The organism is Ramlibacter sp. GS1-15, from assembly GCF_057785015.1.
In genome coordinates this window covers 1,808,548-1,832,408 of the sequence record NZ_JBYNTU010000001.1, presented here as the reverse complement: position 1 = coordinate 1,832,408, position 23,861 = coordinate 1,808,548, and the positions used below count along the sequence as shown (strand labels likewise).

Annotated in this window: 26 protein-coding genes; 11 read left to right on the top strand and 15 right to left on the bottom strand. The window is 67.6% G+C overall.

Going from position 1 to position 23,861, the window contains the following annotated elements:
- Nucleotides 1–24: 24 nt before the first annotated feature.
- Nucleotides 25–1,308 carry a Tol-Pal system beta propeller repeat protein TolB gene (gene tolB, locus AC3EF3_RS09250; RefSeq protein ID WP_488531861.1) on the bottom strand — a complete coding sequence of 428 codons (1,284 nt, stop codon included), beginning with the start codon at nt 1,306–1,308 and terminating at the stop codon, nt 25–27.
- Between the two features lie 91 nt (nt 1,309–1,399).
- Here tolB and AC3EF3_RS09245 point away from each other — a divergent pair, with 91 nt between their 5' ends.
- Complete coding sequence (locus tag AC3EF3_RS09245; RefSeq protein ID WP_488531860.1) at nt 1,400–2,185, top strand: glycosyltransferase family 2 protein; 786 nt, start codon at nt 1,400–1,402, stop codon at nt 2,183–2,185.
- Here AC3EF3_RS09245 and AC3EF3_RS09240 read toward each other — a convergent pair.
- Both AC3EF3_RS09240 and AC3EF3_RS09235 read right to left on the bottom strand, forming a co-directional pair.
- A complete protein-coding gene (locus AC3EF3_RS09240) occupies nt 2,182–3,006 on the bottom strand; it encodes a glycosyltransferase family 2 protein (protein WP_488531859.1) in 825 nt (274 codons plus the stop codon). The two genes, AC3EF3_RS09245 and AC3EF3_RS09240, sit on opposite strands and share 4 nt — an antisense overlap.
- Nucleotides 3,003–4,322 carry an O-antigen ligase family protein gene (locus AC3EF3_RS09235; RefSeq protein WP_488531858.1) on the bottom strand — a complete coding sequence of 440 codons (1,320 nt, stop codon included), beginning with the start codon at nt 4,320–4,322 and terminating at the stop codon, nt 3,003–3,005. The genes AC3EF3_RS09240 and AC3EF3_RS09235 overlap by 4 nt, the downstream gene beginning before the upstream one ends.
- A gap of 78 nt (nt 4,323–4,400) precedes the next feature.
- On the opposite strand from AC3EF3_RS09235, the gene msbA reads away from it, so the two are divergent.
- Together msbA and AC3EF3_RS09225 are read left to right on the top strand one after the other, a co-directional pair.
- Nucleotides 4,401–6,203, top strand: a complete 1,803-nt coding sequence (gene msbA / locus AC3EF3_RS09230; RefSeq protein WP_488531857.1) for a lipid A export permease/ATP-binding protein MsbA — start codon at nt 4,401–4,403, stop codon at nt 6,201–6,203.
- Complete coding sequence (locus tag AC3EF3_RS09225) at nt 6,200–7,303, top strand: glycosyltransferase family 9 protein (protein ID WP_488531856.1); 1,104 nt, start codon at nt 6,200–6,202, stop codon at nt 7,301–7,303. The genes msbA and AC3EF3_RS09225 overlap by 4 nt, the downstream gene beginning before the upstream one ends.
- On the opposite strand, the gene rng is transcribed toward AC3EF3_RS09225, so the two are convergent.
- The 8 genes from rng to AC3EF3_RS09185 form a co-directional block, all read right to left on the bottom strand.
- A complete protein-coding gene (gene rng / locus AC3EF3_RS09220; RefSeq protein ID WP_488531855.1) occupies nt 7,300–8,772 on the bottom strand; it encodes a ribonuclease G in 1,473 nt (490 codons plus the stop codon). The genes AC3EF3_RS09225 and rng overlap by 4 nt on opposite strands.
- A complete protein-coding gene (locus tag AC3EF3_RS09215) occupies nt 8,773–9,375 on the bottom strand; it encodes a Maf family protein (RefSeq protein WP_488531854.1) in 603 nt (200 codons plus the stop codon).
- Nucleotides 9,376–9,437: 62 nt separating this feature from the next.
- Complete coding sequence (gene rlmH / locus AC3EF3_RS09210) at nt 9,438–9,905, bottom strand: 23S rRNA (pseudouridine(1915)-N(3))-methyltransferase RlmH (protein ID WP_488531853.1); 468 nt, start codon at nt 9,903–9,905, stop codon at nt 9,438–9,440.
- Nucleotides 9,902–10,513: a ribosome silencing factor gene (gene rsfS, locus AC3EF3_RS09205; RefSeq protein ID WP_488531852.1), complete on the bottom strand. Its 612-nt coding sequence runs from the start codon at nt 10,511–10,513 to the stop codon at nt 9,902–9,904. The genes rlmH and rsfS overlap by 4 nt, the downstream gene beginning before the upstream one ends.
- Complete coding sequence (gene nadD, locus AC3EF3_RS09200) at nt 10,513–11,088, bottom strand: nicotinate (nicotinamide) nucleotide adenylyltransferase (RefSeq protein WP_488531851.1); 576 nt, start codon at nt 11,086–11,088, stop codon at nt 10,513–10,515. The genes rsfS and nadD overlap by 1 nt, the downstream gene beginning before the upstream one ends.
- Nucleotides 11,085–11,996 (bottom strand): oxygen-dependent coproporphyrinogen oxidase, encoded by a 912-nt coding sequence (hemF, locus tag AC3EF3_RS09195; protein WP_488531850.1) that lies wholly within the window; start codon nt 11,994–11,996, stop codon nt 11,085–11,087. Before hemF ends, nadD begins: the two co-directional genes overlap by 4 nt.
- Before the next feature lie 5 nt (nt 11,997–12,001).
- Nucleotides 12,002–13,282 (bottom strand): phosphoribosylamine--glycine ligase, encoded by a 1,281-nt coding sequence (purD, locus tag AC3EF3_RS09190; RefSeq protein WP_488531849.1) that lies wholly within the window; start codon nt 13,280–13,282, stop codon nt 12,002–12,004.
- Entirely contained in the window at nt 13,279–14,004 is a 726-nt protein-coding gene (locus AC3EF3_RS09185) for a YebC/PmpR family DNA-binding transcriptional regulator (protein ID WP_488531848.1), read from the bottom strand. Before AC3EF3_RS09185 ends, purD begins: the two co-directional genes overlap by 4 nt.
- A gap of 59 nt (nt 14,005–14,063) precedes the next feature.
- Between AC3EF3_RS09185 and AC3EF3_RS09180 the strand changes: the two genes are divergently transcribed.
- Complete coding sequence (locus AC3EF3_RS09180; RefSeq protein ID WP_488531847.1) at nt 14,064–15,596, top strand: helicase HerA-like domain-containing protein; 1,533 nt, start codon at nt 14,064–14,066, stop codon at nt 15,594–15,596.
- A 65-nt stretch (nt 15,597–15,661) separates the two neighbouring features.
- Nucleotides 15,662–15,991, top strand: coding sequence for a GIY-YIG nuclease family protein (locus AC3EF3_RS09175; protein ID WP_488531846.1), 330 nt, complete (start codon nt 15,662–15,664; stop codon nt 15,989–15,991).
- Here the strand turns inward: AC3EF3_RS09175 and AC3EF3_RS09170 are convergent.
- Both AC3EF3_RS09170 and AC3EF3_RS09165 read right to left on the bottom strand, forming a co-directional pair.
- Nucleotides 15,913–16,344, bottom strand: coding sequence for a MerR family transcriptional regulator (locus AC3EF3_RS09170; protein ID WP_488531845.1), 432 nt, complete (start codon nt 16,342–16,344; stop codon nt 15,913–15,915). The genes AC3EF3_RS09175 and AC3EF3_RS09170 overlap by 79 nt on opposite strands.
- Nucleotides 16,345–16,349: 5 nt before the next feature.
- On the bottom strand, nt 16,350–16,757 hold the full coding sequence (locus AC3EF3_RS09165) for a nuclear transport factor 2 family protein (protein WP_488531844.1): 408 nt from the start codon (nt 16,755–16,757) through the stop codon (nt 16,350–16,352).
- A 145-nt stretch (nt 16,758–16,902) separates the two neighbouring features.
- On the opposite strand from AC3EF3_RS09165, the gene AC3EF3_RS09160 reads away from it, so the two are divergent.
- The 5 genes from AC3EF3_RS09160 to AC3EF3_RS09140 are packed head-to-tail and all read left to right on the top strand — an operon-like array spanning nt 16,903 to nt 21,565.
- On the top strand, nt 16,903–18,150 hold the full coding sequence (locus AC3EF3_RS09160) for a GTP cyclohydrolase II (protein ID WP_488531843.1): 1,248 nt from the start codon (nt 16,903–16,905) through the stop codon (nt 18,148–18,150).
- A gap of 27 nt (nt 18,151–18,177) precedes the next feature.
- Nucleotides 18,178–19,449, top strand: coding sequence for a URC4/urg3 family protein (locus tag AC3EF3_RS09155; RefSeq protein WP_488531842.1), 1,272 nt, complete (start codon nt 18,178–18,180; stop codon nt 19,447–19,449).
- A 7-nt stretch (nt 19,450–19,456) separates the two neighbouring features.
- Nucleotides 19,457–20,086 carry a uracil phosphoribosyltransferase gene (gene upp, locus AC3EF3_RS09150; protein WP_488531841.1) on the top strand — a complete coding sequence of 210 codons (630 nt, stop codon included), beginning with the start codon at nt 19,457–19,459 and terminating at the stop codon, nt 20,084–20,086.
- Between the two features lie 37 nt (nt 20,087–20,123).
- Nucleotides 20,124–20,678, top strand: a complete 555-nt coding sequence (locus AC3EF3_RS09145; RefSeq protein WP_488531840.1) for an adenylate/guanylate cyclase domain-containing protein — start codon at nt 20,124–20,126, stop codon at nt 20,676–20,678.
- A complete protein-coding gene (locus AC3EF3_RS09140) occupies nt 20,654–21,565 on the top strand; it encodes a 5'-methylthioadenosine/S-adenosylhomocysteine nucleosidase (protein ID WP_488531839.1) in 912 nt (303 codons plus the stop codon). The genes AC3EF3_RS09145 and AC3EF3_RS09140 overlap by 25 nt, the downstream gene beginning before the upstream one ends.
- Here AC3EF3_RS09140 and msrA read toward each other — a convergent pair whose 3' ends face one another.
- Nucleotides 21,566–22,249 carry a peptide-methionine (S)-S-oxide reductase MsrA gene (msrA, locus tag AC3EF3_RS09135; RefSeq protein WP_488531838.1) on the bottom strand — a complete coding sequence of 228 codons (684 nt, stop codon included), beginning with the start codon at nt 22,247–22,249 and terminating at the stop codon, nt 21,566–21,568.
- A complete protein-coding gene (gene msrB, locus AC3EF3_RS09130; RefSeq protein ID WP_488531837.1) occupies nt 22,246–22,752 on the bottom strand; it encodes a peptide-methionine (R)-S-oxide reductase MsrB in 507 nt (168 codons plus the stop codon). The genes msrA and msrB overlap by 4 nt, the downstream gene beginning before the upstream one ends.
- Before the next feature lie 74 nt (nt 22,753–22,826).
- Between msrB and AC3EF3_RS09125 the strand changes: the two genes are divergently transcribed.
- The gene (locus AC3EF3_RS09125; protein WP_488531836.1) at nt 22,827–23,858 is read left to right on the top strand and encodes a lactonase family protein; all 1,032 of its coding nucleotides are present in this window, start codon (nt 22,827–22,829) and stop codon (nt 23,856–23,858) included.
- Nucleotides 23,859–23,861 lie beyond the last annotated feature (3 nt).

The following is a 23,861-nucleotide window of genomic DNA, read 5'->3' as shown; positions in this document are numbered from 1 at the left end:
GTGGGACGATACATTTGTGCAATTCTATTTCTGGAACGGGCCCCAGTCCGGCTCGCGGATGTCGCCACCCTGCCCGGCCAGTCGCGCCTTGATCTTGCCATCCAGCGTGGTGGTCATGAGCGCCTCGCGCCCCCCCTGCCGCGTGGCGTAGACGATCATGCGGCTGTTGGGCGCGAACGACGGGCTCTCGTCGGCCGTGGTGTCGGTGATGGACGTGGCCGTCCCGCCGGCCAGGTCCATCACGTGGAGCTTGAACTGCCCGTTGATGCGCGACACGAAAGCGAGCCAGCGCCCGTCGTGGCTCACGGCCGGCGACACGTTGTAAGTGCCGGTAAACGTCACCCGCTCGGGGCTGCCGCCGCCGGCGGGCATGCGATAGATCTGCGGCGCGCCGCCCCGGTCGCTGGTGAAGTAGATGTACTTGCCGTCCGGCGAGTAGGCCGGCTCGGTGTCGATGCCCTGGGACTGCGTCAGGCGCCGCGGCTCGCCGCCATCGGCGGAGATCGTGTAGAGCTGCGAGCCGCCATCACGGCTGAGCGTCACCGCAAGCGACCTTCCGTCCGGCGACCACGCCGGCGCGCTGTTGCTGCCGCGGAAGTTGGCGATCAGCCGGCGCCGGCCGCTGGCGACGTCGTGCACGTACACGACCGGCTTGCGCGATTCGAACGAGACGTACGCGACCTGCCCGCCGTTGGGCGACCAAGCCGGCGAAATGATGGGCTCGTTGCTGGCCAGCGCCGACTGCGCGTTCTCGCCGTCGGAATCGGCGATCCACAGGTTGTAGCGGTTGCCGGCCTTCGTGACGTACGCGATGCGCGTGGCGAAGACGCCCTTGTCGCCCGTGAGTTTCTCGTAGATGTAGTCCGCGATGCGGTGCGCCGCCAGGCGCAGGTCGCCGGCGGCGACCGCATGGCTTTGTCCGCCGAGGTCCTGGCCCTTCACCACGTCCCACAGGCGGAAGCGCACGTCCCAGCGGCCGTCCGCCAGGCGGGAGATGCTGCCGACGGCCAGCGAATCGGCGCTGCGCTGGCGCCACGGTGCCAGGTCCGGGCGGCTGGTTTCGTCGAGGTTCGCACCGCTGCCGTCCACCACGCGGAACTGCCCACTGCGCTCGAGGTCCGCCTGCACGATGGCGGCGATCTTCTGCGGCGCCTGGTCCTGGCCGCGGAACGGGGCGATCGCGATGGGAACCTGGGTGAGGCCGACCCCGGTGACTTCGACACGGAACTGAGCGATTGCAGGTGCGACCGCGAGGCCGCCGACCAGCGCCGCGAACGATCGTCGGCGCCACAGCTGAGTTTCTTGCATAGGGCTTAGTCTTTGTGGATGTGAAAAAGTTGCGCGAAGCTACAATGCCGCACCTCCCAGCGGGGACATTGGCGCCTCCTCGCGCACACTGATGAGCAAGCTCTCCGTCTACATTATTGCGTACAACGAAGTCGAGAAAGTCGCCGCCACGATCGAGGGCGTGCGAGGCTGGGCGGACGAGATTGTGCTGGTCGATTCCTGGAGCACGGATGGCACGCAGGAGGTCGCCGCGAAGCTCGGCGCGCGTGTCGTCCAGGTGAAGTTCGAAGGCTTCGGCAAGCTGCGCAACGCCGCCATCGAGGCCTGCAGCCACAAGTGGATCTTCAGCCTCGATGCCGACGAGCGCTGCACGCCCGAGGTCCAGCGCGAGATCAGTGCGATCATCGCCGACCCGAACAGCGCGGACGCCTATCTCGTGCCGCGACGCAACTGGTTCATGGGCCGCTGGGTGCGCCACTCGGGGTGGTATCCCAACTACCGCCAGCCGCAGCTCTTCCGTGCGGGCCGCATGCACTACGACGACAAGCCGGTGCACGAGGGCTACGTGCTCGCGGACCCGTCGCGTCCGCTCGGCAAGCTGAAATCGGCGATCTGGCAGTTCCCGTTCAAGGACATGGGCGAGGTCATGCACAAGGCCAATCGCTATTCCACGCTGAGCGCGCAGCGGGTGCTGGACCGCGGGCGCACGTCGATGGGCGCGGCGTTCGCCCACGGCTGGTGGGCGTTCGTGAAGCACTACGTCTTCAAGCTGGGCGTCCTGGACGGGTGGGCGGGTTTCGTGATCGCCTTCGCCTATTTCGAGCAGACCTTCTACCGGTACGTGAAGGCCGTCGAAATCCAGAATGCCGCCCAATGGAAGGTACCGCCCGGCTCCTAGGCCCAGGCGATGCTTCCTTCCTGCGTGCGGCCGTGCATGCTCATGCCGTACTTCGCGAGTTCCCCATCGCGCCACGCCCGCAGCTGCCGGTTTCGCGCCGCCTTGTCCAGCTTGCGCTGCAGCCACGATTTGCGCAGCAGCCGGTAGTTGTAGCGATAGCCCAGACCGTCCTTCGCGGCAAGTCCCCGCTCCTGCTTCATCGCGGTCTGCGTGATCGATCCGAAGTGATGCAGCCACGAGGCACCCGTCGTGCCCCCGGTGATGCGGCTTTTCTCCATCTCGTGGAAGAACAGCGTGTCCTCGTAGCCCAGCAGCTTCGGCACGGGCTGGAAGTAGCCGATATCGAGCCACACCGACTTGTGCACGGCGAGGCACACGGCATGGCACCAGCCCACGCGCACCGCATCGCGCATCGTGCGGCTCGCGCGATCGGCCAAGGCATCGAAGTCGTAATCGAGCGGTCCTTCCACCAGCGACGGCGAGATGACGCGCAGTCCGTGCCGCTGCGCCGCGCCGATGAGGTTCTCGACCCAGTTCGCGCTGACCAGCACATCGTTGTTCATGATGATGGTCCACTCCGCCTGCAGCGCGAGTGCGCCCTGGTTCCATGCGACGCCGCAGCCCAGGTTCTCCTGGTTGTAGATGCGCCCGCCCAGCGGCAGCGTGTAGAGGTATTCGCGCGTGGCGTCCTTCGAGCCGTTGTCGACGACCACCACCCGGTCCAAGGGCGTCCCATGCCGCACCATGCTCTCGACGCATTGCCGCGTGTAATCGAGCTGGCCGTAGCAGGCGAAGGTGATGGCGTAGTCGGTCTTGTTCATGACGTGCGAGCGAGTGCGGCTCCGCAAAAAATGGCGGTCATCACCGCGTAGAAGCTGGCGGCGAACTTCAGGTCCACCACCTCCGTGGAAAGGCTGCTCACCACGAGACAGGTGCAGTACGCCAGGCCCATCAGGGCGTCCTTTCCCTCACCGGCCCGACTGCGCCGGACGCTGCGTGCGCACACCAGTAGCGGCACCAGCATCAGCGCCGCCGTCGCAAGCAACCCGCCAGCTCCGGTACGCACCGCATTGCTCACCACCTGGTTGTGGAAGCCGGACTTGAACGCCATCGCCGCGGCGTGCGGGGTCGCGTAGGGGAATGCATCGATCGGCACGGATGACATGTGGGACGTGTCTCCAAGGCCGGCCCAGGGATGCAGGACGAACAGGTCGGCCGCCATGCGCAGGAAAGTGATGCGGTACCCCACCGACGTCTCGTGCGTCAGGACACCGTTCCACGGGTAGTGCGCAAACTCGTTCACCGCCAGGTCGACGCGTTCGGCCACCACCGGGCTGAACTTGTACGCAAGCACCGGCAGCAGCACTGCGGCCACGATCGCCGCGGCAGTCCCGAGGCGATGGCTCCTGCCCCAGTGGTGGTACGCCCAGATGCCGATCACGATGGGCACGGCGGCCCAGCCCGTGCGCGATCCGGATTCGACCGAGAGGTAGAACCCCAGCGCGACGCCGAGCAGCTTCAGCAGCACGCCCCAACGTCCAGCCCCGCGCCAGTCGCGCGGTGAAATGGACGTCAGGCACATCAGGGCGAAGGCGATGCTGAAATACCCGAACACCAGCGGATCGACCTGATGGGTCGTGACCCGGGTGACATCGGGCGTGTACCACTTGCGGTCATAGCCGACCAGCTGGATGTCGGCGAACACGAGGATCAGCGCGGCCGGCAGCACCCACTGCATCACCCGCGCCACCGGCCAGCCGGAACGCAGCACGAGCAGGAAGATCGGGATGGCGATCAGGAAGCGCGATGGCGCATCGAACTGGCCGGCATAGCCGTCGCCCCGCAAGGCCGCGGCAATCGCCACGGACACGATCGGGGCAATGTAAGCGAGCAGCAGCGCCTGTACCCAACGACGATCCGAGCGTCCCGGCGTCGTGGCCGGCAGGTCGCTTCGGGCCAGGGCCAGAACGCTCAGCACTCCCCCCAGGAACAGCACGGCGTTGGCCCAACCGTGAAAGGTCAGCACCAGCAGCGGGGCGCTGCACACCAGCAGGCCCGTGACCGAAACAAGGGGCACGCTGCGTGTTTTCGTGGCGACGCCACCGTCCGTTTCGCACTCTTCGTTCAGAGACGACATCGATATATGTGTGAGCGGCGCGGACGCCGGGCCCCGGCGGCGGGCGCCCGGCCGATTCATTGGATAATAGGCTGCTGCATGCAGACCGCCTCGCCTATTGTGCCTGACGCCTCCGGTGCCACTGCGAACGCCCCGGCACCCGAGGCTCCCGCGGGGCTCGTCGAGCGCCTCAAGCGTTTCTTTCCTTACATCAGCCACGTCCACCGCTACTGGATCGTGGTGCTGCTGGCGACCGCCGTCGCCGCCGCCACCGAGCCCGTGGCGCCGGGGCTGCTCAAGCCCCTGCTCGATCAGGGCTTCCAGTCCCGCGACCTGGACCTGTGGACGATCCCCGCAGCGCTGCTGCTGCTGTTCACGGTGCGCGGCGCGGCCGGCTTCATCGCGGACATCACGCTCGCGAAGATCGCCAACGAGGGCATGCTCAGGCTGCGCCGGGCGCTCTTCGCGCGCATGCTCGACGTGCGGCTGGATGTCCTGCGCAAGGAGTCCGCGAGTTCGCTGGCCAACAGCATCGTGCACGACGTGCAGAACGCGATCACGCAGCTCGTGAACGCGCTCACCGGCGTCGTGAAGGACGGCCTGGCGCTGGTCGCCCTGCTCGCGTACCTGCTGTACATCAACTGGGCGCTCACGCTGATCGTCGGCTTTCTCGCGCCCGCCGTGGCCTGGGTGATGCGCACGGCGTCGCGCCGCCTGCACCGCCTCGCCAAGAGCAGCCAGTCGGCGACGGTGGAGCTCGCGTACGCCGTCGAAGAGAACATGCTGGCCAACCGGGTGGTGCGCCTGCACGGTGCACAGGAGGCGCAGGCCAGCCGCTTCGAGAAGCTGAGCGTGGGGCTGCGGCGGCTCGCCATGAAGTCGGCCGTCGCCCAGGCCGCCATCACGCCGCTGATGCACCTCGTCGCGGCCCTGGCGCTGTCGACCGTGATCTGCATCGCGCTCTGGCAAAGCGGCAGCGGCATGACCGTGGGTACCTTCGCGTCGTTCGTCAGCGCGCTGCTGATGCTGATCGCGCCCGTGAAGCGGTTGTCGGAAGCCACCAGCCCGATCACGCGCTCGCTCGCGCTGCTGGAGCGCTCGTTCGACCTGGTCGAGAACACGCCGCCCGAGCGCGGCGGCGACTATGACGCCGGCCGTGCGACGGGCCGCATCGAATTCCGACGGGTCGAAGTGCGCTATCCCGAAGCCCGCGCGCTCGCGCTCGACGACTTGTCCCTCGATGTGCGGGCCGGGGAAACCGTGGCGCTGGTCGGCCCTTCGGGCTCGGGCAAGACGACGCTCGTCAACCTGCTTCCGCGATTCGTCGAACCCACCGGCGGCCAGGTGCTGCTCGAAGGGCATGCCCTCGCCGAATGGTCCCTGCCCGCGCTGCGCCGGCAGATCGCGATGGTGAGCCAGGAGGTCGTGATGTTCAACGACAGCCTCGCCGTCAACATCGCGCTGGGCGAGGACGTCGACCGCGAACGCGTGCTGCGCGCCCTGGAGGCGGCCAACCTCGGCGACCTGGTCGCATCGCTGCCGCAGGGCATCGACACCAACGTGGGCCACAACGCGGCCGCCCTGTCCGGCGGCCAGCGCCAGCGCCTGGCCATCGCGCGTGCGCTGTACAAGGACGCGCCGGTGCTGATCCTCGACGAGGCGACATCGGCCCTGGACAACGAATCCGAACGGCTCGTGCAGGACGCACTGCGCAAGCTGATGACAGGCCGCACGACGCTGGTCATCGCGCACCGGCTCTCCACCATCGAACACGCGGACCGCATCGCCGTGCTCGACCAGGGCCGGCTCGCGGAATGCGGATCGCACGCCGAGCTCATCGCCCGCGGCGGGCTTTATGCGCGCCTGCACGCGCTGGGCACGGCGGGCGGGGTCGTGCCGTGACACCGGATGCCGTCCGCTCGGTCCTGGTGGTCGTCACTCGCCAGATCGGCGACGTGCTGCTCACCACACCGCTGATCCGCGCCGCGAGGCAGCGCTGGCCGCAAGCGACGATCGATGTGCTCGGCTTCGCGGGCACGTTGGGCATGTTGCGCGGCAACCCGGACGTTCATGAGCTGATCGAGACGCCGCCACGCCTGGGATGGGCCGGCGGATGGCGGCTGGCCAGGAAACTGTGGCGCCGTTATGACCTCGCGCTGGTCGCCGACGTGGGCGACCGGGGGCACATCATCGGCACCGTGGCCGCGCGCCAGCGGGCGGGCATCGTCCCCCAGCGCAACGGCAGCAACTGGTGGAAGAAGTCGCTGCTGTCGCATGTGGTCACGGCCGCCGGCGACCTCGGGGACGTGCACGTGGTCCGGGAAAAGCTCATGCTGCTCGATCCGTGGCTCACGCAGTCGCCCGTGCCACTCGCGCAGGTCGTGCCGCCCCCGGCTGCGCCGCTGCCCGAAGTGCTTCGCTCGCGCATCGAGGACGGTTACGTCGTCGTGCACGCACCGTCGATGTGGCGCTACAAGGAATGGCCGGCCGCGCATTTCCGCGCGCTCATCTCCCACTTGGCCGAAGCCGGTCGGCAGGTCGTCCTCACCGGCGGCCCGTCGCAGCAGGATCGCGAGCTGGTCGCTTCACTCGTGGATGCCGCGGCGCCGGGTCGCGCCATCGATGCCGGCGTGCTGGACTTCCGGCAGCTGGTCACGCTGATCCGCGAAGCGGCGCTCTACATCGGGCCCGACACCTCGATCTCGCACCTGGCCGCGGCCGTCGGCGTGCCCATGATCGCGATCTTCGGGCCGACCAATCCGCAGCGCTGGGCGCCGTGGTCCGCGCCCGCGGCGGGGGAAGCGCCCGTGCGCTTCGTGCGCCGCAGCCTGCAGCAGACCACCGGCACGGTCACCTTGATGCAGGACGACCGGGCCTGTGTGCCCTGCGGAAGGGCCGGGTGCGAGGACCATCGCATGAGCCGCACCGATTGCCTGCCCTCGATCACGCCGGAGCGCGTCGCGGCGCGCGCCCTCGAGATGCTCCGGCAATCCCGGGCCTAGAGCAGCACGATGTCGTACTGCTCCTGAGCCATCGCGCTTTCGCTTTGCAGCGAAATGGGCTTGCCGATGAAGTCCGACAGTCCGGCCAGGTGCGCGCTCTCCTCGTCGAGGTACAGCTCGATCACCTTGGGATTCGCAACGATGCGATATTCGCGCGGGTCGAACTGGCGCGCTTCGCGCAGGATCTCACGCAGGATGTCGTAGGCCACGGTGCGGGCGGTCTTCACGATGCCTTTGCCCTGGCACGCCGCGCAGGGCTCGCAGAGCATGTGGGCCAGCGATTCGCGGGTGCGCTTGCGCGTCATCTCGACGAGGCCGAGGTTCGAGAACCCGCCGGCCATGGTCTTCACCCGGTCGCGCGCGAGCTGCTTGCGGAATTCGGCGAGCACGGCGCCGCGATGATCCTCGCGCTGCATGTCGATGAAGTCGACGATGATGATGCCGCCCAGGTTGCGCAGGCGCAGCTGCCGCGCGATCGCCTGCGCCGCCTCCAGGTTGGTCTTGAAGATCGTGTCGTCGAAGTTGCGCGCACCCACGAAGCCGCCCGTGTTGACGTCGATGGTCGTGAGCGCCTCGGTCTGGTCGACGATCAGGTAGCCGCCGGACTTCAGCTCCACGCGCCGGCCCAGCGCCTTCGCGATCTCGTCGTCGATCGAATACAGGTCGAAGATCGGCCGCTCGCCCTTGTACAGCTGCAGCTTCTCGGCGGCCTTGGGCATGAACTCGCGACCGAAAGCCTGCAGCATCGCGAACTGCTCGCGCGAATCGATGCGGATGGTCTGCGTCTCGTCGGTGACCAGGTCGCGCAGCACGCGCTGCAACAGGTTCAGGTCCTGGTGCAACAGCGACGCCGGCGGCAATTTGGTCGCCGCCTCGCGGATGCGCGCCCAGGTCTTGCGCAGGTAGGCGATGTCGTCGGCGAGCTCGGCGTCCGACGCGTCCTCCGCGTTCGTGCGCAGGATGAAGCCGCCGCCCTCCTTGCCCACCAGCGCCTGCAAGCGCGAACGCAGCGCGTCACGCTGCTCCGGCGGGATCTTCTGCGAGACGCCCACATGGTCGTCCTGCGGCAGGAACACGAGCAGGCGGCCGGCGATGCTGATCTGCGTGGACAGGCGCGCGCCCTTGGTGCCGATCGGGTCCTTGATCACCTGCACCATGATCGCCTGGCCCTCGAACACCTGGCGCTCGATCGGCACCTGCGGCTGGTTGCGCACGAACCCGGGCGGCTCGCCCTCGGCCTGGCGATGCCACACGTCCGCCACGTGCAGGAAGGCCGCACGCTCCAGGCCGATGTCGATGAACGCCGACTGCATGCCGGGCAGCACGCGCGCAACCTTGCCGAGGTAGACGTTCCCGACCAGCCCGCGCTCGAGCGTGCGCTCGACGTGCAGCTCCTGAACCGCGCCGCTTTCGATGACGGCCACGCGCGTTTCCTGCGGCGACCAGTTGATCAGGATGTCCTGCTGCATCTACGCAATCACCTTCAGTTGGCGCAGCAGGTTGGCGGTTTCGAACATCGGAAGCCCCATGATGCCCGAATAGCTGCCGCTGATGTGCGAAATATACGCCGCGGCCTGCCCTTGCACCGCATAGGCGCCGGCCTTTCCCAACGGCTCGCCACTGGCCACGTAGGCGCGGATCTGCGCCGGTGTCATCGCAGCGAAGGTCACGCGAGAGTCGCTCACCGCCGCGATGCGCCTGCGACCCGAGTGAATCGCGACCGCCGTCAGCACGCGATGTGTGGCGCCCGCCAGCTCGCGCAGCATGCGCGCCGCGTCGCGCTCGTGGGCAGGCTTGCCATAGATCTTGCGGCCGAGGGCGACGGTGGTGTCGGAGCACAGCACCGGCGCCGGCGCAAGGCCTCGGCGCTTCATGCGTGCGATGGCGGCATCGAGCTTCAAAGCGGTCACACGCTGAACGTAGCGCATAGGGGCTTCGCCAGGCAGCACCGCTTCCAGCGCTTCGGTGTCTTCACCTGGATCGGGAAGGAGCAATTCGTGTTCGACGCCGAGCATGTCGAGGAGTTGCCGACGGCGTGGAGATTGGGATGCGAGATAGATCACGCGCCGCATTGTCACCCCAGCCATGAGCGGCTTGCGGGCGGGTCCACGGACCCACCAACGGTGCGGCCGCGCTATTCGCGGTGGTACGGATGGTTCGCATTGATCGACCACGCCCGGTACAACTGCTCCACCAGCAATACGCGCACCATCGCATGCGGCAGCGTGAGGTCGGACAGGCGAATGCGTTCGTGCGCCGCGCGCTTGAAATCGGGGTCGAGCCCGTCGGGACCGCCGATCACCAGCGCCACATCGCGGCTTTCGAGCTGCCAGCCCTTGAGCCTTTGCGCGAGAGCCACCGTGGTGAGCGCCGTCCCGCGCTCGTCCAGTGCGACGATGTGCGCGCCCTTGGGAATGGCCGCCTCGATCCGCTGGCGCTCGGCCGCGTAGATCGCTTCCACCGTCTTCGAGGCACGCGGCTCGGTCTTCACCGCCTTGAGCTCGACGCGCAGCTCGGGCGGGAACCGCTTGGCGTAATCGTCCCACGCCACCTGCGCCCAGTCCGGCACGCGCTGGCCGACTGCGACGACGACGACCTTCATCCGCGCCGCTTGGGCGCTGCCGTGCTCTTCTTCGCCGCCGCCTTCCTGGCGGGCGCCTTCTTCGCAGTTGCCGATTTCGCAGTGGCCGATTTCGCAGTGGCCTTGGCGGGAGCCTTCTTCGCCGGCGCCTTCTTGGCCGCGGTCTTCAGGGCCGCCTTCTTCGCCGCCGTGTTCGCACGCTTGGCCGGCGCAGGCTTCGTCGCCGGGCCGTTACCTTGCGGCATGGCGGGCTTGGGCGCGCCGAACTTCAGCCCCACCGGCTTCTCGCCCCAGATCTCTTCGAGGTGGTAATACTGCCGGATCGCGGGCTGCATGATGTGCGCGACGGCCGCTCCGCAGTCCACGATGATCCATTCCCCGTTGTCTTCGCCCTCGACGCGCGGCTTGGGAAAACCCGCTTCACGCACCGAATCGCGCACGCTCGCGGCCAGCGCCTTGGTCTGGCGATTGGAGGTGCCCGAGGCCACGATCACCCGCTCGAACAGCGGCGACAGATGCTCCGTGTTGAAAACCGCGATGTCCTGCGCCTTCACGTCCTCCAGGCCATCGACGATGGCACGCTGCAGGCGTTGGGTATCTTTCTTGACGGCGGCGGTTTCCTGGGTCATCAGTGGCTTCGGTAAAGATGGTGGGAGGCAATATAGCCTGCAACGGCGCGGGGAACCAGCGAGGATACGTCCTCGCCGCGCGAGACCCGCTGGCGGATTTCGGTCGCGCTCTCGGGCATATGGGGCAGCTGGAGCATGACGACAGTGGCTTGCGGCAATTGCGGCTGGGCGGGGGCGGATCCACGGTGCGCGACGCACAGCGTGGCCAGGCGAACGATCTCCGCCCACTCGTGCCAGGTGGTGAACGCACGCGCCTGGTCTTCGCCCATCACGAGGAACAGTTGCGCATCGCGGTGTTCGCGCCGCAGCTCGCGCAGCGTGTCGATCGTGTACGTGGGGCCGGCGCGGCGGATCTCGCGGTCGTCGACGACAGCCTTGGGCAGTGCTTCGAAAGCGAGCCTGGCCATCGCCAGCCGGTGTTCGGGCGCAGTGAGGGTTTCGCTGCGATGCCACGCATGCCCTGTGGGCAGGACATGCAGCTCATCAAGACCCAATTGCCCGACCGCCGCGCGGGCCAGCGCCACGTGTGCATTGTGCGGCGGGTCGAACGCGCCGCCGTAGATGCCCAGCTTCAAATCCAGTCCCTTCGCACCAGGTACTTCGCAGTCAGCTCGGCTTCGCGCGAGCCGGCCTGCGGCTGCGCGTCGTAGGCCCAGCTCGCCAGCGGCGGCATCGACAGCAGGATCGATTCGGTGCGGCCGCCCGATTGCAGGCCGAAATGCGTGCCGCGGTCCCACACCAGGTTGAACTCGACGTAGCGCCCGCGCCGATAGAGCTGGAAACCGCGCTCACGCTCGCCATACGGCGTGTCCTTGCGGCGACGCAGGATCGGCAGGTAGGCGTCGAGGAAGGCGTCGCCCACCGATCGCATCAGCGCGAAGCCGTTCTTGAAGCCGCCCTCCGCGAAATCGTCGAAGAAGATGCCGCCGACACCGCGCTGCTCGTTGCGGTGCTTCAGGAAGAAATACTCGTCGCACCAGGTCTTGAAGCGCGGGTACTTGTCGGCGCCGAACGGCTCGACCGCGCGCTTGCACACCGAGTGGAAATGCACCGCGTCTTCCTCGAAGCCGTAGCAAGGCGTCAGGTCCATGCCGCCGCCGAACCAGTACACGGCCTCGCCCTCTTTCGGCTGCGCGCGCAGGGACCGCACATTCATGTGCACCGTCGGCGCGTAGGGGTTGCGCGGATGGAAGACCAGCGACACGCCCATCGCTTCGAACGAGGAACCTGCGAGTTCGGGCCGATGCTGCGTGGCCGAGGCCGGCAGGCGCGGACCGGTGACGTGCGAGAAGCCGCAACCCGCACGCTCGAACACCGGCCCGCCTTCGGCGATCATGGTGATGCCGTCGCCTTGCAGCAGCTCGCCCGGGTCCTTTCGCCAGGCGTCCTCCGTGAAGGGGTGCCCGTCGATCTCCGCGCAGGCATCGACGATGCGGCGCTGCAGGCCGACCAGGTACTCGCGGACTTGCTCGGCCGGTTCCATCGCGATCAGCTGCGCACCGCCCGGTGGCCGATGTCGCGGCGGTACTGCGCGCCGTCGAAGTGGATGCCTTGCGCGATCCGGTAGGCGTGCTGCTGCGCCGCCTTCACCGTGTCGGCAAGCACCGTGACGCACAGCACGCGCCCGCCGCTCGTCACGGTGTCGGCGCCCTGTTGCGCCGTCCCCGCGTGGAACACCATCGCCTCTTCGCTGGCCTTGGGCAGTCCGGTGATCCTGTCGCCCTTGCGCGGATTCAGCGGATAGCCCGCCGCTGCCATCACGACGCCGAGCGCCGTGCGGTGGTCCCACTGCAGCTCCACCTTGTCGAGCCCGCCCGAGGTCGCCGCCATCATCACGTCGTAGAAGTCGGACTTCAGCCGCATCATGATCGGCTGCGTCTCGGGATCGCCCATGCGGCAGTTGAATTCCAGCGTCTTCGGGTGCCCGTCGCGGCCGATCATCAAGCCCGCGTAGAGGAAGCCCGTGTACGGGATGCCGTCCTTTTCCATGCCGCGGATGGTCGGCATGATGATCTCGCGCATCGCGCGCGCATGGATCGCGGGCGTGACCACCGGCGCGGGCGAATACGCGCCCATGCCACCGGTGTTCGGCCCCTGGTCGTTGTCGAGCAGCCGCTTGTGGTCCTGCGAGGTCGCCATCGCCACGACGTTCCTGCCGTCGCACATCACGATGAAGCTGGCTTCCTCGCCCTGCAGGAACTCCTCGATCACCACACGGGCCCCGCCCTCGTTGTGCGACACGCCCAGCTTGTTGTCCAGCAGCATGAAGTCGATCGCCTCATGCGCTTCGGCCGTGGTCATGGCGACCACGACGCCCTTGCCCGCCGCGAGGCCGTCGGCCTTGATCACGATCGGCGCACCCTTGCGATCGACGTATTGGTGCGCCTGCGCCGGGTCGGAGAAGGTCTCGTATTCGGCCGTCGGGATGCCATGGCGCTTCATGAAGGCCTTGCTGAAGGCCTTCGAGCTTTCGAGCTGCGCCGCGGCCTGGGTCGGCCCGAACACGCGCAAGCCGTGCGCGCGGAATTCGTCCACCACGCCCGCCGCCAACGGCCCCTCGGGACCGACGACGGTCAGCGCGATCTTGTTCTTCAGCGCCCAGTCGCGCAGGGCCGGGATGTCGCTGATCGGCACGTTCTCCAGCCGCGGATCGAGCGCCGTGCCGCCGTTGCCCGGCGCGACGTACACCGCCTGCACCTTGGGCGACTGCGCGAGTTTCCATGCGAGCGCGTGTTCGCGCCCGCCACCGCCGATGACGAGGACTTTCATTCGTTGATTTCGGCGTTGTGGTAGACCTCTTGCACGTCGTCGAGGTCTTCGATCACGTCCAGCAGCTTCTGCATGCGTTGCGCGTCTTCGCCGGAGAGTTCCACCGTGTTCTCGGCGCGCATGGTGACTTCCGCGATCTCGGGCTTCAGCCCCGCGGTTTCGAGCGCGCCCTTCACCTTCTCGAAATCGGCCGGCGCGGTGATGACCTCGATCGAGCCGTCCTCGCCGGCGATCACGTCTTCCGCGCCCGCATCCAGCGCGATCTCCATGACCATGTCCTCGCTGGTGCCGGGCGCGAGGATCAACTGGCCGACGTTCTTGAACTGGAAGGCCACCGAGCCTTCCGTGCCGAGATTGCCGCCGTGCTTGGAGAAAGCATGGCGCACTTCGGCCACCGTGCGGACCTTGTTGTCCGTCATCGTGTCCACCAGGATGGCCGCACCCCCGATGCCGTAGCCCTCGTAGCGGATCTCCTCGTAGTTCACGCCCTCGAGGTTGCCGGTTGCCTTGTCGATGTTGCGCTTGATCGTGTCGGCGGGCATGTTGGCCGCCTTGGCCTTGTCCACCGCCAGCCTCAGCCGGGGGTTGGCCGACAGGTCGCCCCCGCCCTGGCGGGCCGCGACCATGATCTCGCGAATGCAACGCGTCCAGATCTTCCCGCGCTTCTCATCCTGGCGCCCCTTGCGGTGCTGGATGTTCGCCCATTTGCTGTGTCCGGCCACTTGTGCCCTCTTGTTCTCTTGCGTTGGTATATTGGATCACCCGATTCTACGTTTCAGCCATGGCCGACCCGATCCTCATTGCCAAGAACGAGCACACGCAGTGCGAGCTGCTGCCCGCGCTGGCCAACCGGCACGGGCTGATCACCGGCGCCACCGGTACCGGCAAGACCGTGACGCTGCAGTCGATGGCCGAGAACTTCTCGAAGATCGGTGTGCCGGTCTTCATGGCCGACGTCAAAGGCGACCTGACCGGCATCAGCCAGACCGGCAGGATCGGCGAGAAGCTCGCCGGGCTGCTGAAAGAGCGCCAGCTGCCCCCACCGGAACCCTTCGCGGCCCCGGCGACGCTATGGGACGTCTTCGGCGAGCAGGGCCACCCCGTGCGCGCGACGGTGTCCGACATGGGCCCGCTGCTGCTGGGCCGCATGCTATCGCTCAACGAGACACAGGCCGGCGTGCTGAACCTGGTCTTCAAGATCGCCGACGACAACGGCCTGCTGCTGCTCGACCTGAAGGACCTGCGCGCGATGCTGCAGTACGCCGGCGACAACGCGGCGAATTTCCGGACGCAGTACGGCAACATCAGCGCCGCCAGCATCGGCATCATCCAGCGCGGCCTGCTGCAGATCGAATCGCAGGGCGGCGACAAGTTCTTCGGCGAGCCCATGCTCAACATCGAGGACTTCCTGCAGACCGACGAGAAGGGCCGCGGCGTCGTCAACATCCTCACGGCCGACAAGCTGCTGGACTCGCCGCGCCTGTACGCGACCTTCCTGCTGTGGATGCTTTCGGAGCTGTTCGAGCAACTGCCCGAGATCGGCGACCCGGACAAGCCCAAGCTGGTGTTCTTCTTCGACGAGGCGCACCTGCTCTTCGACGAGGCGCCCAAGGTGCTCATCGAGCGTATCGAGCTGGTCGTGCGGCTGGTGCGCTCCAAGGGCGTCGGCGTGTACTTCGTGACGCAGAACCCGCTGGACATTCCCGATTCGGTGCTCGCCCAGCTGGGCAACCGTGTGCAGCATGCGCTGCGGGCCTACACCCCGCGCGACCAGAAGGCGGTGAAGGCCACGGCCGAGACGATGCGGCAAAAGCCCGGGCTCGATATCGAGAAGGCGATCACCGAACTGGCCGTCGGTGAAGCGCTCGTGAGCCTGCTGGACGAGAAAGGCCGGCCCAGCATCACGGAGCGTGCCTTCGTCATCCCGCCGGGCAGCCAGATCGGGCCGATCACGCCCGATCAGCGCCAGGCCCTGATCGCGAATTCGCCGGTCGCGGGCGTGTACGAGAAAACCGTGGATCGCGAATCGGCCTACGAGAAGCTCAAGGGCCGCGCCGAAACGGCCACGCCGACGACCAGCGCGCCGGTGCCGCCCCTGCCGACGCCGGCCGGCGCACCCGCGGCTTCCGGCGGCGGTGGCCTGCTCGACGGGCTGGGCAAGGCGATCTTCGGCAACACCGGGCCACGCGGCGGGCACCACGAAGGCCTGGCCGAATCGATGGCCCGCTCGGCCGTGCGTACCGTCGGCAGCGCCGTCGGGCGCGAGATCATCCGAGGCGTGCTGGGCGGGATCCTGGGCAGCAAGAGCCGGTAGCGATCCAGTGACTTTTTGCGAACTGGGCACGACAACGGACGTGCCGCGCCAGGCGTTCTGCTGGCATGGACTATCACGTCTACATGATGGCCGGTGGCCGCAACGCCAGCCTGTACGTCGGAGTGACCGGCGACCTGGTCCGGCGTGTGTGGCTGCACAAGCACCACGGCGTGCCCGGGTTCACCTGCCCGCATGCGGTGAATCGCCTGGTCTGGTTCGAATCGTCCTCGGACATCCACGCGGCGGTGGCGCGCGACAAGCAGTTGAAGCACTGGAAGCGCGAGTTGAAGATCGTCCTCATCGAGAGGATGAACCCCTACTGGCGCGACCTGTACGAAGACCTGCTGGAACCCTCGTTCCCCGGACGCACGCCGTCCTCGATCCAGCGCGTGTAGAAATCGATCTTCGCGTCGATCAGCAGCAGCGCGCGTTGCCATAGCGCGATCGAGTCCTCGACGCGCCGGCGATGCGCCCGCAGGATGTCACGGGTCTGTTCGAGCGAGGCGGCCCCGCGCTGCGCAGACGCCGTGTAACGGCGCAGCTCGGCGACCGACATGCCCGAGGCACGCAGGCGCTCCATCAGCTCCAGCCACTCGACATGCCGGTTGCTGTAGATGCGGTGCGTGCCCATGCGCGGCACGGGTGGCAGCAGCCCCTGCCGCTCGTACCAGCGGATCGTGTGCACGCTGCGCCCGGTGCGCGCCGCGAGCTCGCCGATGCGGATCTTCAGGGGTGCCTTGGCTGCCATGTCGATCAGCGCGTGTACCAGACGGCCTGGACGTGCTGCGTGTCCATGTACTCGCGCGCCGCGGCGATCCTGCCATCCCGCACGGTCATCAGCACATGGTATTCCTGCTCGTACACGCGGCCGCTGCGCAGCTCGCCGCGGGATGTCGCCTCGACGGCGACCCGGTCGCCCTCGGCCACCGTGCCCTTGACCTGCATGCGCAAAGGCCCGGTCATCGCCTCGCCCATCCTGCGGAAGATGTCGGCCATCTCGGCCTTGCTGTGCGCTCGGCCCGCAGTGGCGTTGCTGCCGGGCTTGCCGGCCAGCCAGTAGCGGCAGTCGTCGGCCATGAGGTCCAGGGCACCCTGGGTGTCGCCCATGTCATGGCGGCGGAAGAACTCGATCGCCACGCGGCGATTCTCTTCGATGCTCATTCGGATGCTTTCTCGATGCACGGGGACGGCCCCCGCATGCCGGATTCAAAACCCTCGAGTGAACTCTAGGTCAAGCCCCGGGCCCGGATCATGCCGCGTTGGCGCTTTGAACACAGCTGAGCGGCCCTGCGATAAAGTGAACCTCATGTCCTCCACTTCGCCGCCGCCGCGCCACATCCGCCTGACGTCGCACGACGCTTCCTTCGGTGCGCCGCTCATCCGTTGGGGCGCGGCGACGCCGCTCGAGCGTGGGCCGGTCGTGGGCACGACCACCAACCGCGCGCACCGCAACGTCATCGGCACGCACAGCGGGTCGTACAGCGTGTACCGGGCGCTGGCCGTCGCGGCGGGCGCGCTCAAGCGCGACCACAAGGCGGACCTGACCAACACCGCGCCGACCGACGTGATCGGTCCGTACCCGCAGTGGACGGACCCCGGCCGCATCGTGAGTCTCGACCCCTGGGGCGCGATGGTGGCCGACGCTTTCGCCGATCAGATCGCCGCCGGCTACGACATCCGCCCGACCATCGCCGTGACCAAGGCGCACGTGATCCTGCCCGAGGTGATCGAGGCCGTGCAGAAGGGCCGCCTGAAGGCCGACAACAGGTTCCTGCTGCCGCAAGGCGCCGCCCTCGTCACGAAGGCGGCGATCGAGCCGGTGTGGTGGCTGCCCGGCGTGGCCGAGCGTTTCGGCTGCAGCGAATCGGACCTGCGCCGCGTGCTGTTCGAGGAAACCGGCGGCATGTACCCCGAACTGGTCACGCGCAGCGACCTCGAGGTGTTCCTGCCGCCGATCGGCGGGCAGACGATCTACATCTTCGGCAACCCGCGCGACCTGGCCAACCCCGATGTCGAACTCACCGCCCGCGTGCACGACGAGTGCAACGGCTCGGACGTCTTCGGCTCGGACATCTGCACCTGCCGGCCTTACCTCACGCACGCGATCGAGGAGTGCATCCGCGGTGCCCAGCGCGGCGGCGTGGGCCTGATCGCCTATTCGCGCAAGGAAGGACGCGCGCTCGGCGAAGTCACCAAGTTCCTGGTCTACAACGCGCGCAAGCGCCAGGTGGGTGGCGACACGGCCGACCAGTACTTCGCGCGGACCGAATGCGTCGCGGGCGTCCAGGACATGCGCTTCCAGGAGCTGATGCCCGACGTGCTGCACTGGCTGGGCGTGAAGAAGATCCACCGCCTCGTCTCGATGAGCAACATGAAGTTCGACGCGATCGTCAAGTCCGGCATCGAGATCGGCGAACGGGTGAACATCCCCGACGAGCTGATCCCGGCGGACGCGCAGGTGGAGATCGACGCCAAGATCGCCGCGGGCTATTTCACGCGCGGGGCCGTTCCCGCGGCGGACGAACTGAAAAAGGCCAAGGGCCGGGGACTCTGAACCGTCAACAACGAAGCGGGAGAGCACATGGGTACACACCTCGGCTCGGACCAGGAAGCGGCCGCAGCCGCAGCCGCCGAACTGCGCACCACCGTCGCGATCCGCGAGCGCGCGAACCAGCTGCTGCAGCGCGCCCGCAGTGGCGAATCGGCATGGTTCATCGTCGACGAGGGATTCAAGCAGACCGCGGCCGACGAGGTCGTGAAGGCCACGCGCCAGCGCTACCCCCGCGGCCACATCCCTATCCACAGCCGATGGCGCCACTTCGAGGCGGGCGGTGTCGACCGGCATGCGCTGCTCGACAAGCAGATCGGCAACGTCAAGCCCGCGGAGAAGGCGCACATCCTGATCGACCTGGCGATCGTCAGCGTGCTGCTCGACGCTGGTGCCGGCCCCGACTGGAAATACACCGAAGCGTCCACCGGCAAGACCTTCACGCGGTCGGAAGGCCTGGCGCTGGCGAGCTATCACGCATTCACGGGCGGGCTGTTCTCCAGCGACGGGAACCACCTGCTGCAAGCCGATTCGGAAGGCCTGCGCGCGCTCGTCACCGAAGACCTTGCCGAAGCCTTCCAGGTGACCGACGCCAATCCGCTGGTCGGCCTGGAAGACCGCGCCATCCTGCTGCGGCGCCTGGGCGAAGTCATCGCCGAGCAACCCGAAGTCTTTGGCGACGAGGTCCAGCGACCGGGCGGGATGTTCGACATGCTGGTCTCGCCATTGGGTCCGGAGGCGCCGCCGCACACGGCGGACATCGCGGCGCACGACATCCTGTCGCAGCTGCTGATCTCGCTGTCGGCGATCTGGCCGGCCAGCAACTACATCGGATCAGTGCCGCTGGGCGACTGCTGGCGCCATCGCGCCGTGCGCGGCGAAGGCCTGACGGATGGCTGGGTGCCCTTCCACAAACTGTCGCAGTGGATGACGTACTCGCTGCTCGAGCCTTTCGAGTGGTGCGGCGTGAAGGTGCGCGACGCGCACCTGCTCACCGCCCTGCCCGAGTACCGCAACGGCGGCCTCCTGCTCGATTCCGGATTACTGCGGCTGCGTGACGAGGCGGCCGCGCGCCAGCCGTGGCAGGTCGGCGACGAGATCATCGTCGAGTGGCGGGCTTTGACCGTGGCGCTGATGGACGAAGTCGCCGATGCCGTGCGCCGGCAGCTGGACATGGACGAGCGCCGGCTGCCGCTGGCCAAAGTGCTCGAAGGCGGTTCGTGGGCCGCGGGGCGCACCCTGGCGCAGCGCCATCGCGGCGGGTTGCCGCCGCTGACGGTGATTTCGGACGGGACGGTGTTTTAATTCGCGCATGAACAACGTCCACGTCATCGACCATCCGCTGGTGCAGCACAAGCTGACGCTGATGCGGAACAAGGAAGCGTCGACCAACAGCTTCCGGCGCCTGTTGAACGAGCTGGCGTCGCTGATGACGTACGAGGTCACGCGCGACATGCCGATGCAGGAGGTGGAGGTCGAGACGCCGCTCGAGAAGATGAAGTCCAAGGTGATCGACGGCAAGAAGCTGGTCTTCGTCTCGATCCTGCGCGCCGGCACCGGCATCCTGGACGGCATGCTCTCCGTCGTGCCGGGCGCGCGCGTCGGCCACATCGGCCTGTACCGCGACCCGAAGACCCTCATGGCGGTGGAGTACTACTTCAAGATGCCGCAAGCCATGCACGACCGCGACGTGATCGTGGTGGACCCGATGCTCGCCACGGGCAATTCCGCCATCGCCGCCGTGGACCGCCTGAAGGAACTCAACCCGAAGTCGATCAAGTTCGTGTGCCTGCTCACCTGCCCCGAGGGCATCGCCGCGATGCAGGGCGCGCACCCGGACGTGCCGATCTACACGGCGGCGATCGACCGCCAGCTCAATGACCACGGCTACATCCTGCCGGGCCTGGGCGACGCGGGCGACCGGATCTTCGGGACGAAGTGAAGCCTTGTTGAGCTGCGGTGCTTGCTAGCATCGCCCGATGACCGACGCCCAGCAGCTGTTCGATGCGGCGATCCTCTTCACCGACCTGCGCCGCTCCGCCGAGCTGATCACGAGCACGAGCGCGCAGGACTACTTCCGCATCCTCAACGTGTCGCTGTCCGCGCAGAGCAAGGTCGTGCGCGACCGGCGCGGGCGTGTGCTGAAGTACGTCGGCGACGGGCTGATGGCCGTCTTCCGCGGGCCGGATCGCGCGCAGCGTGCCCTGGCCTGCGCATGCGAGCTGGCGCACCCGGCCATGCACGCGGCCGCTTCGTTCGGCATCGGCCTGGCCGACGGCCCGGTGCTGGGCGGCATGGTGGGCGACGCGCTGGACGACGTCGAACTGCGCCAGTACGAAGTGATCGGGGTGCCGGTGCACCTGGCCGCTCGCCTGTGTGCGCGCGCCGCCGCGGGCGAAGCCCTGGCCACGCGTCGCATCGCGCAGGCGTCCGGCCTCGCGCTGCCGATGCGTGATGTGGGCGCGGTGAAAGTGCGAGGCTTCACCGACACAGTAGACTGCGTCTCGATATGCGGCGCACCTTCCTCGGCCTGATCTTCGCCTTCCAGATCCTGCTTGCCGGTTGTGCGGGCGTTCCCGGCGGCGACACGCCGCGCATCGCGGTGATCTCCGCCTTCCCGGCCGAACTCGCGCTGCTCGAGGCGAAGGTGGCCGGCGCGCGCAGGCAATCGGTCAACGGTGTCGAGTTCACCACCGGCACGCTGGAGGGCAGGCCGGTCGTGCTGTTCCTCTCCGGCATCAGCATGGTGAACGCGTCCATGAGCACACAGCTCGCGCTCGACCGCTTCCGCGTGACCCACATCGTGTTCACCGGCATCGCGGGCGGCGTCAATCCGCAACTGCAGATCGGCGATGTCGTCGTCGCGCAGCGCTGGGCCGAGTACCTGGAGGCGCTGTTCGCCCGCGAAGTCGCACCGGGCAAGTACCAGCCGCCCGGCCATCAAGGCGATGTCAGCCTACCGAACTTCGGGATGATCCACCCGCGCCCCGTGGGCGTGCGCTCGGCCGGGCACACGCAGGAAGAAAAGAAGATGTGGTTCGAGGCCGACGCGGCACTCCTGGACATTGCACGGCGGGCCGCCACGAAGGTGCAACTGGAGCGCTGCGACAAGGACAACGTGTGCCTGGTGCGCCAGCCACGCATCATCGTGGGCGGCAATGGCGTGTCGGGCCAGGCCTTCGTCGACAACGCCGCCTTCCGCGAGTACACCTTCAAGACCTTCGACGCCAGCGTGCTCGACATGGAGACCGCGGCCGTCGCGCACGTGGCCTATGCCAACGGCGTGCCGTTCATCGCCTTCCGCTCGCTCAGCGACCTCGCCGGCGGCGGCGAGGGCGAGAACCAGATCAAGACCTTCTTCAAGGTCGCGGCCGACAACTCGGCCCGGGTGGTGCTGGCGTTTCTCGCGGGCTGGAGGTAATCAGCCCTTTGCCTGCGACACCAGCACCGGCTTGTCCCGGTACAGCTGCGGCATCGTCGCCTTGAGGTTCGCGATCTTCGGCAAATCGAACGCCGAGATGTACGGCGAATCGGGGTGGAGCGTCGCGTAGTCCTGGTGATACGCCTCGGCGGGGTAGAAGCCCTTCAGCGGCGCGACTTGCGTGACGATCTTCCGGGGGTACACCTTCGCGGCCTCGAGCTGCGCGATGTACTTCTCGGTCACATCCTTCTGCTGGGGCGTCGAATAGAAGACCGCCGAGCGGTACTGCGGGCCGGAATCGGGCCCCTGGCGGTTGTACTGCGTCGGATCGTGCGCGACGGAGAAGAAGACCTGCAGCAGCTTGCCGTACGACACCTGCCTGGGATCGTAGGTCACCTGCACCGATTCCGCGTGGCCCGTCAGGCCCGAGCCGACCACTTCGTATTGCGCCGTGGCCTTGTCACCGCCGGCATAACCGGAGACGGCGTTGATCACGCCCTTGGTGTGCTGGAAAACGCCCTGGACGCCCCAGAAGCAGCCGCCCGCGAAGACCGCCGTTTCGGTCGGTGCTGTGCTCGTGATGTCCTGCGCGGGCGCCGGCAGCGGCACGGCCTTTTCGGCGGCGAAGGCGGCGCCGCAAGCGGCGATCGCGACGAGGGCTGCGGCGAAATGGCTTTTCTTCATGTCTTGGCTCCGTCGGGGATGAACTTGAGGGCCAGCCCGTTCATGCAGTAGCGCAGGCCGGTCGGCTTGGGACCGTCGTCGAACACATGCCCCAGGTGGCCGCCGCAGCGGTGGCACAGCACTTCCACCCGCCGCATGCCGAAGCTGGTGTCGGCCACCTCGTCGACCGCGTCCTTGGCGAGCGGCTCGTAGAAACTGGGCCAGCCCGTGCCGCTCTCGAACTTGGCCTTCGCGGAGAACAGCGGCAGCCCGCAGCCGGCGCAGACGAAGGTGCCCGCGCGTTTTTCGTTGTTCAGGGGGCTGCTGAACGGACGTTCGGTGCCGGCCTGGCGAAGCACGTTGAACTGCTCCGGCGTGAGCAGCTTCCTCCAGTCGGCCTCGCTGTGACTGACCTCGTAAGTGCGTGCGGCTTGCGCGGGCGCACTCGTGAACAGCGCCCGCAGCCCCGCCAGCGCGGCAGCGCCAGCACCCAGGCGGAAGAAGGCATTCCTGCGGCTCATCATGGTGTTTCCAGTTCCTTTGGCGTGTTGGTGGGTCGCAGGTCGTCCATGGTTCCTTACATCGTATGCTCGCACCCATGCAAGGTCGCGCCACTTCTTCACCCGCCGTCGCATACGTCTCCAATGCAGACAGCCGCGACATCACCGTCCTGAAGCTCGACCGTGATGCGGGCACGGTCCAGGCCATACAGACCGTCGAAGTGGGCGGGGCCGTGATGCCGCTGGCGCTCAGCCCGGACCAGCGCTTTCTCTACGCTTCATTGCGCTCCGAGCCCTTCAGCGTCGCCGGCTTCTCGATCGATGCCAAGACCGGCGCGTTGACGCGCATCGGCACGGCTCCTTTGCCCGACAGCATGGCCTACGTCATGACGGACCGCACCGGGCGCTGGCTGTTCGCAGCTTCATACGGCGGCAACAAGATCAGCGTGAGCCCGATCGGAACCGACGGTGTCGTCGGCGACGCTGCGGCGATCCTGCCCACGGGCAAGAACGCACACGCGGCGGTCATCGACCCAGCCAATCGCAACCTGTACGTCACCAACCTGGGCAGCGACCAGGTGCTGCAGTACCGCTTCGATGCGGCGAGCGGCCAGCTCACGCCGAACGATCCGCCGGCCCTGAAGACCCGCGCCGGCGCCGGTCCACGGCACATCGTGCTGCATCCGGACGGCAAGCACGCGTACCTGTTGCACGAGTTGGATGCGACGGTGGACCTGCTGGCCATCGATCCCCGGCGCGGCACGCTGGGCTTCGTGAGAACCTGGTCCACCCTGCCCGCCGGCTTCAGCGGCAAGGCCTGGGGCGCGGACCTGCACCTCACGCCTGACGGGCGGCATCTGTACACGAGCGAGCGCAACTCGAACACCCTGGCGATCTGGAAGGTGGAGGCCCCGACGGGCGAGCTCACGCTGGTCGGCCACCAGCCGACGGAAACGCAGCCGCGCGGCTTCCAGGTCGATTCGACCGGCACCTGGCTGCTCGCCGTCGGACAAACGTCGCATCGACTCACGGCGTACAGGATCGACCCGGCCAGCGGCAAGCTCACGCCGCAAGCGACATTGCCCATGGGCAGGAACCCGAACTGGGTCGAGGTCGTCGATTTGAAGTGACGC

Coding starts and splice junctions, on each gene's coding strand:
- msrA (WP_488531838.1), bottom strand. CDS start 22,249: ATGAAGAAAAGCCATTTCGCCGCAGCCCTCGTCGCGATCGCCGCTTGC.
- upp (WP_488531841.1), top strand. CDS start 19,457: ATGAACAACGTCCACGTCATCGACCATCCGCTGGTGCAGCACAAGCTG.
- rsfS (WP_488531852.1), bottom strand. CDS start 10,513: ATGACCCAGGAAACCGCCGCCGTCAAGAAAGATACCCAACGCCTGCAG.
- AC3EF3_RS09175 (WP_488531846.1), top strand. CDS start 15,662: ATGGACTATCACGTCTACATGATGGCCGGTGGCCGCAACGCCAGCCTG.
- AC3EF3_RS09145 (WP_488531840.1), top strand. CDS start 20,124: ATGACCGACGCCCAGCAGCTGTTCGATGCGGCGATCCTCTTCACCGAC.
- AC3EF3_RS09245 (WP_488531860.1), top strand. CDS start 1,400: ATGAGCAAGCTCTCCGTCTACATTATTGCGTACAACGAAGTCGAGAAA.
- AC3EF3_RS09170 (WP_488531845.1), bottom strand. CDS start 16,344: ATGGCAGCCAAGGCACCCCTGAAGATCCGCATCGGCGAGCTCGCGGCG.
- AC3EF3_RS09155 (WP_488531842.1), top strand. CDS start 18,178: ATGGGTACACACCTCGGCTCGGACCAGGAAGCGGCCGCAGCCGCAGCC.
- hemF (WP_488531850.1), bottom strand. CDS start 11,996: ATGGAACCGGCCGAGCAAGTCCGCGAGTACCTGGTCGGCCTGCAGCGC.
- rng (WP_488531855.1), bottom strand. CDS start 8,772: ATGCAGCAGGACATCCTGATCAACTGGTCGCCGCAGGAAACGCGCGTG.
- rlmH (WP_488531853.1), bottom strand. CDS start 9,905: ATGAAGGTCGTCGTCGTCGCAGTCGGCCAGCGCGTGCCGGACTGGGCG.
- purD (WP_488531849.1), bottom strand. CDS start 13,282: ATGAAAGTCCTCGTCATCGGCGGTGGCGGGCGCGAACACGCGCTCGCA.
- msrB (WP_488531837.1), bottom strand. CDS start 22,752: ATGATGAGCCGCAGGAATGCCTTCTTCCGCCTGGGTGCTGGCGCTGCC.
- AC3EF3_RS09235 (WP_488531858.1), bottom strand. CDS start 4,322: ATGTCGTCTCTGAACGAAGAGTGCGAAACGGACGGTGGCGTCGCCACG.
- AC3EF3_RS09180 (WP_488531847.1), top strand. CDS start 14,064: ATGGCCGACCCGATCCTCATTGCCAAGAACGAGCACACGCAGTGCGAG.
- AC3EF3_RS09125 (WP_488531836.1), top strand. CDS start 22,827: ATGCAAGGTCGCGCCACTTCTTCACCCGCCGTCGCATACGTCTCCAAT.
- AC3EF3_RS09160 (WP_488531843.1), top strand. CDS start 16,903: ATGTCCTCCACTTCGCCGCCGCCGCGCCACATCCGCCTGACGTCGCAC.
- AC3EF3_RS09165 (WP_488531844.1), bottom strand. CDS start 16,757: ATGAGCATCGAAGAGAATCGCCGCGTGGCGATCGAGTTCTTCCGCCGC.
- AC3EF3_RS09215 (WP_488531854.1), bottom strand. CDS start 9,375: ATGCGGCGCGTGATCTATCTCGCATCCCAATCTCCACGCCGTCGGCAA.
- msbA (WP_488531857.1), top strand. CDS start 4,401: ATGCAGACCGCCTCGCCTATTGTGCCTGACGCCTCCGGTGCCACTGCG.
- AC3EF3_RS09140 (WP_488531839.1), top strand. CDS start 20,654: ATGCGGCGCACCTTCCTCGGCCTGATCTTCGCCTTCCAGATCCTGCTT.
- tolB (WP_488531861.1), bottom strand. CDS start 1,308: ATGCAAGAAACTCAGCTGTGGCGCCGACGATCGTTCGCGGCGCTGGTC.
- AC3EF3_RS09240 (WP_488531859.1), bottom strand. CDS start 3,006: ATGAACAAGACCGACTACGCCATCACCTTCGCCTGCTACGGCCAGCTC.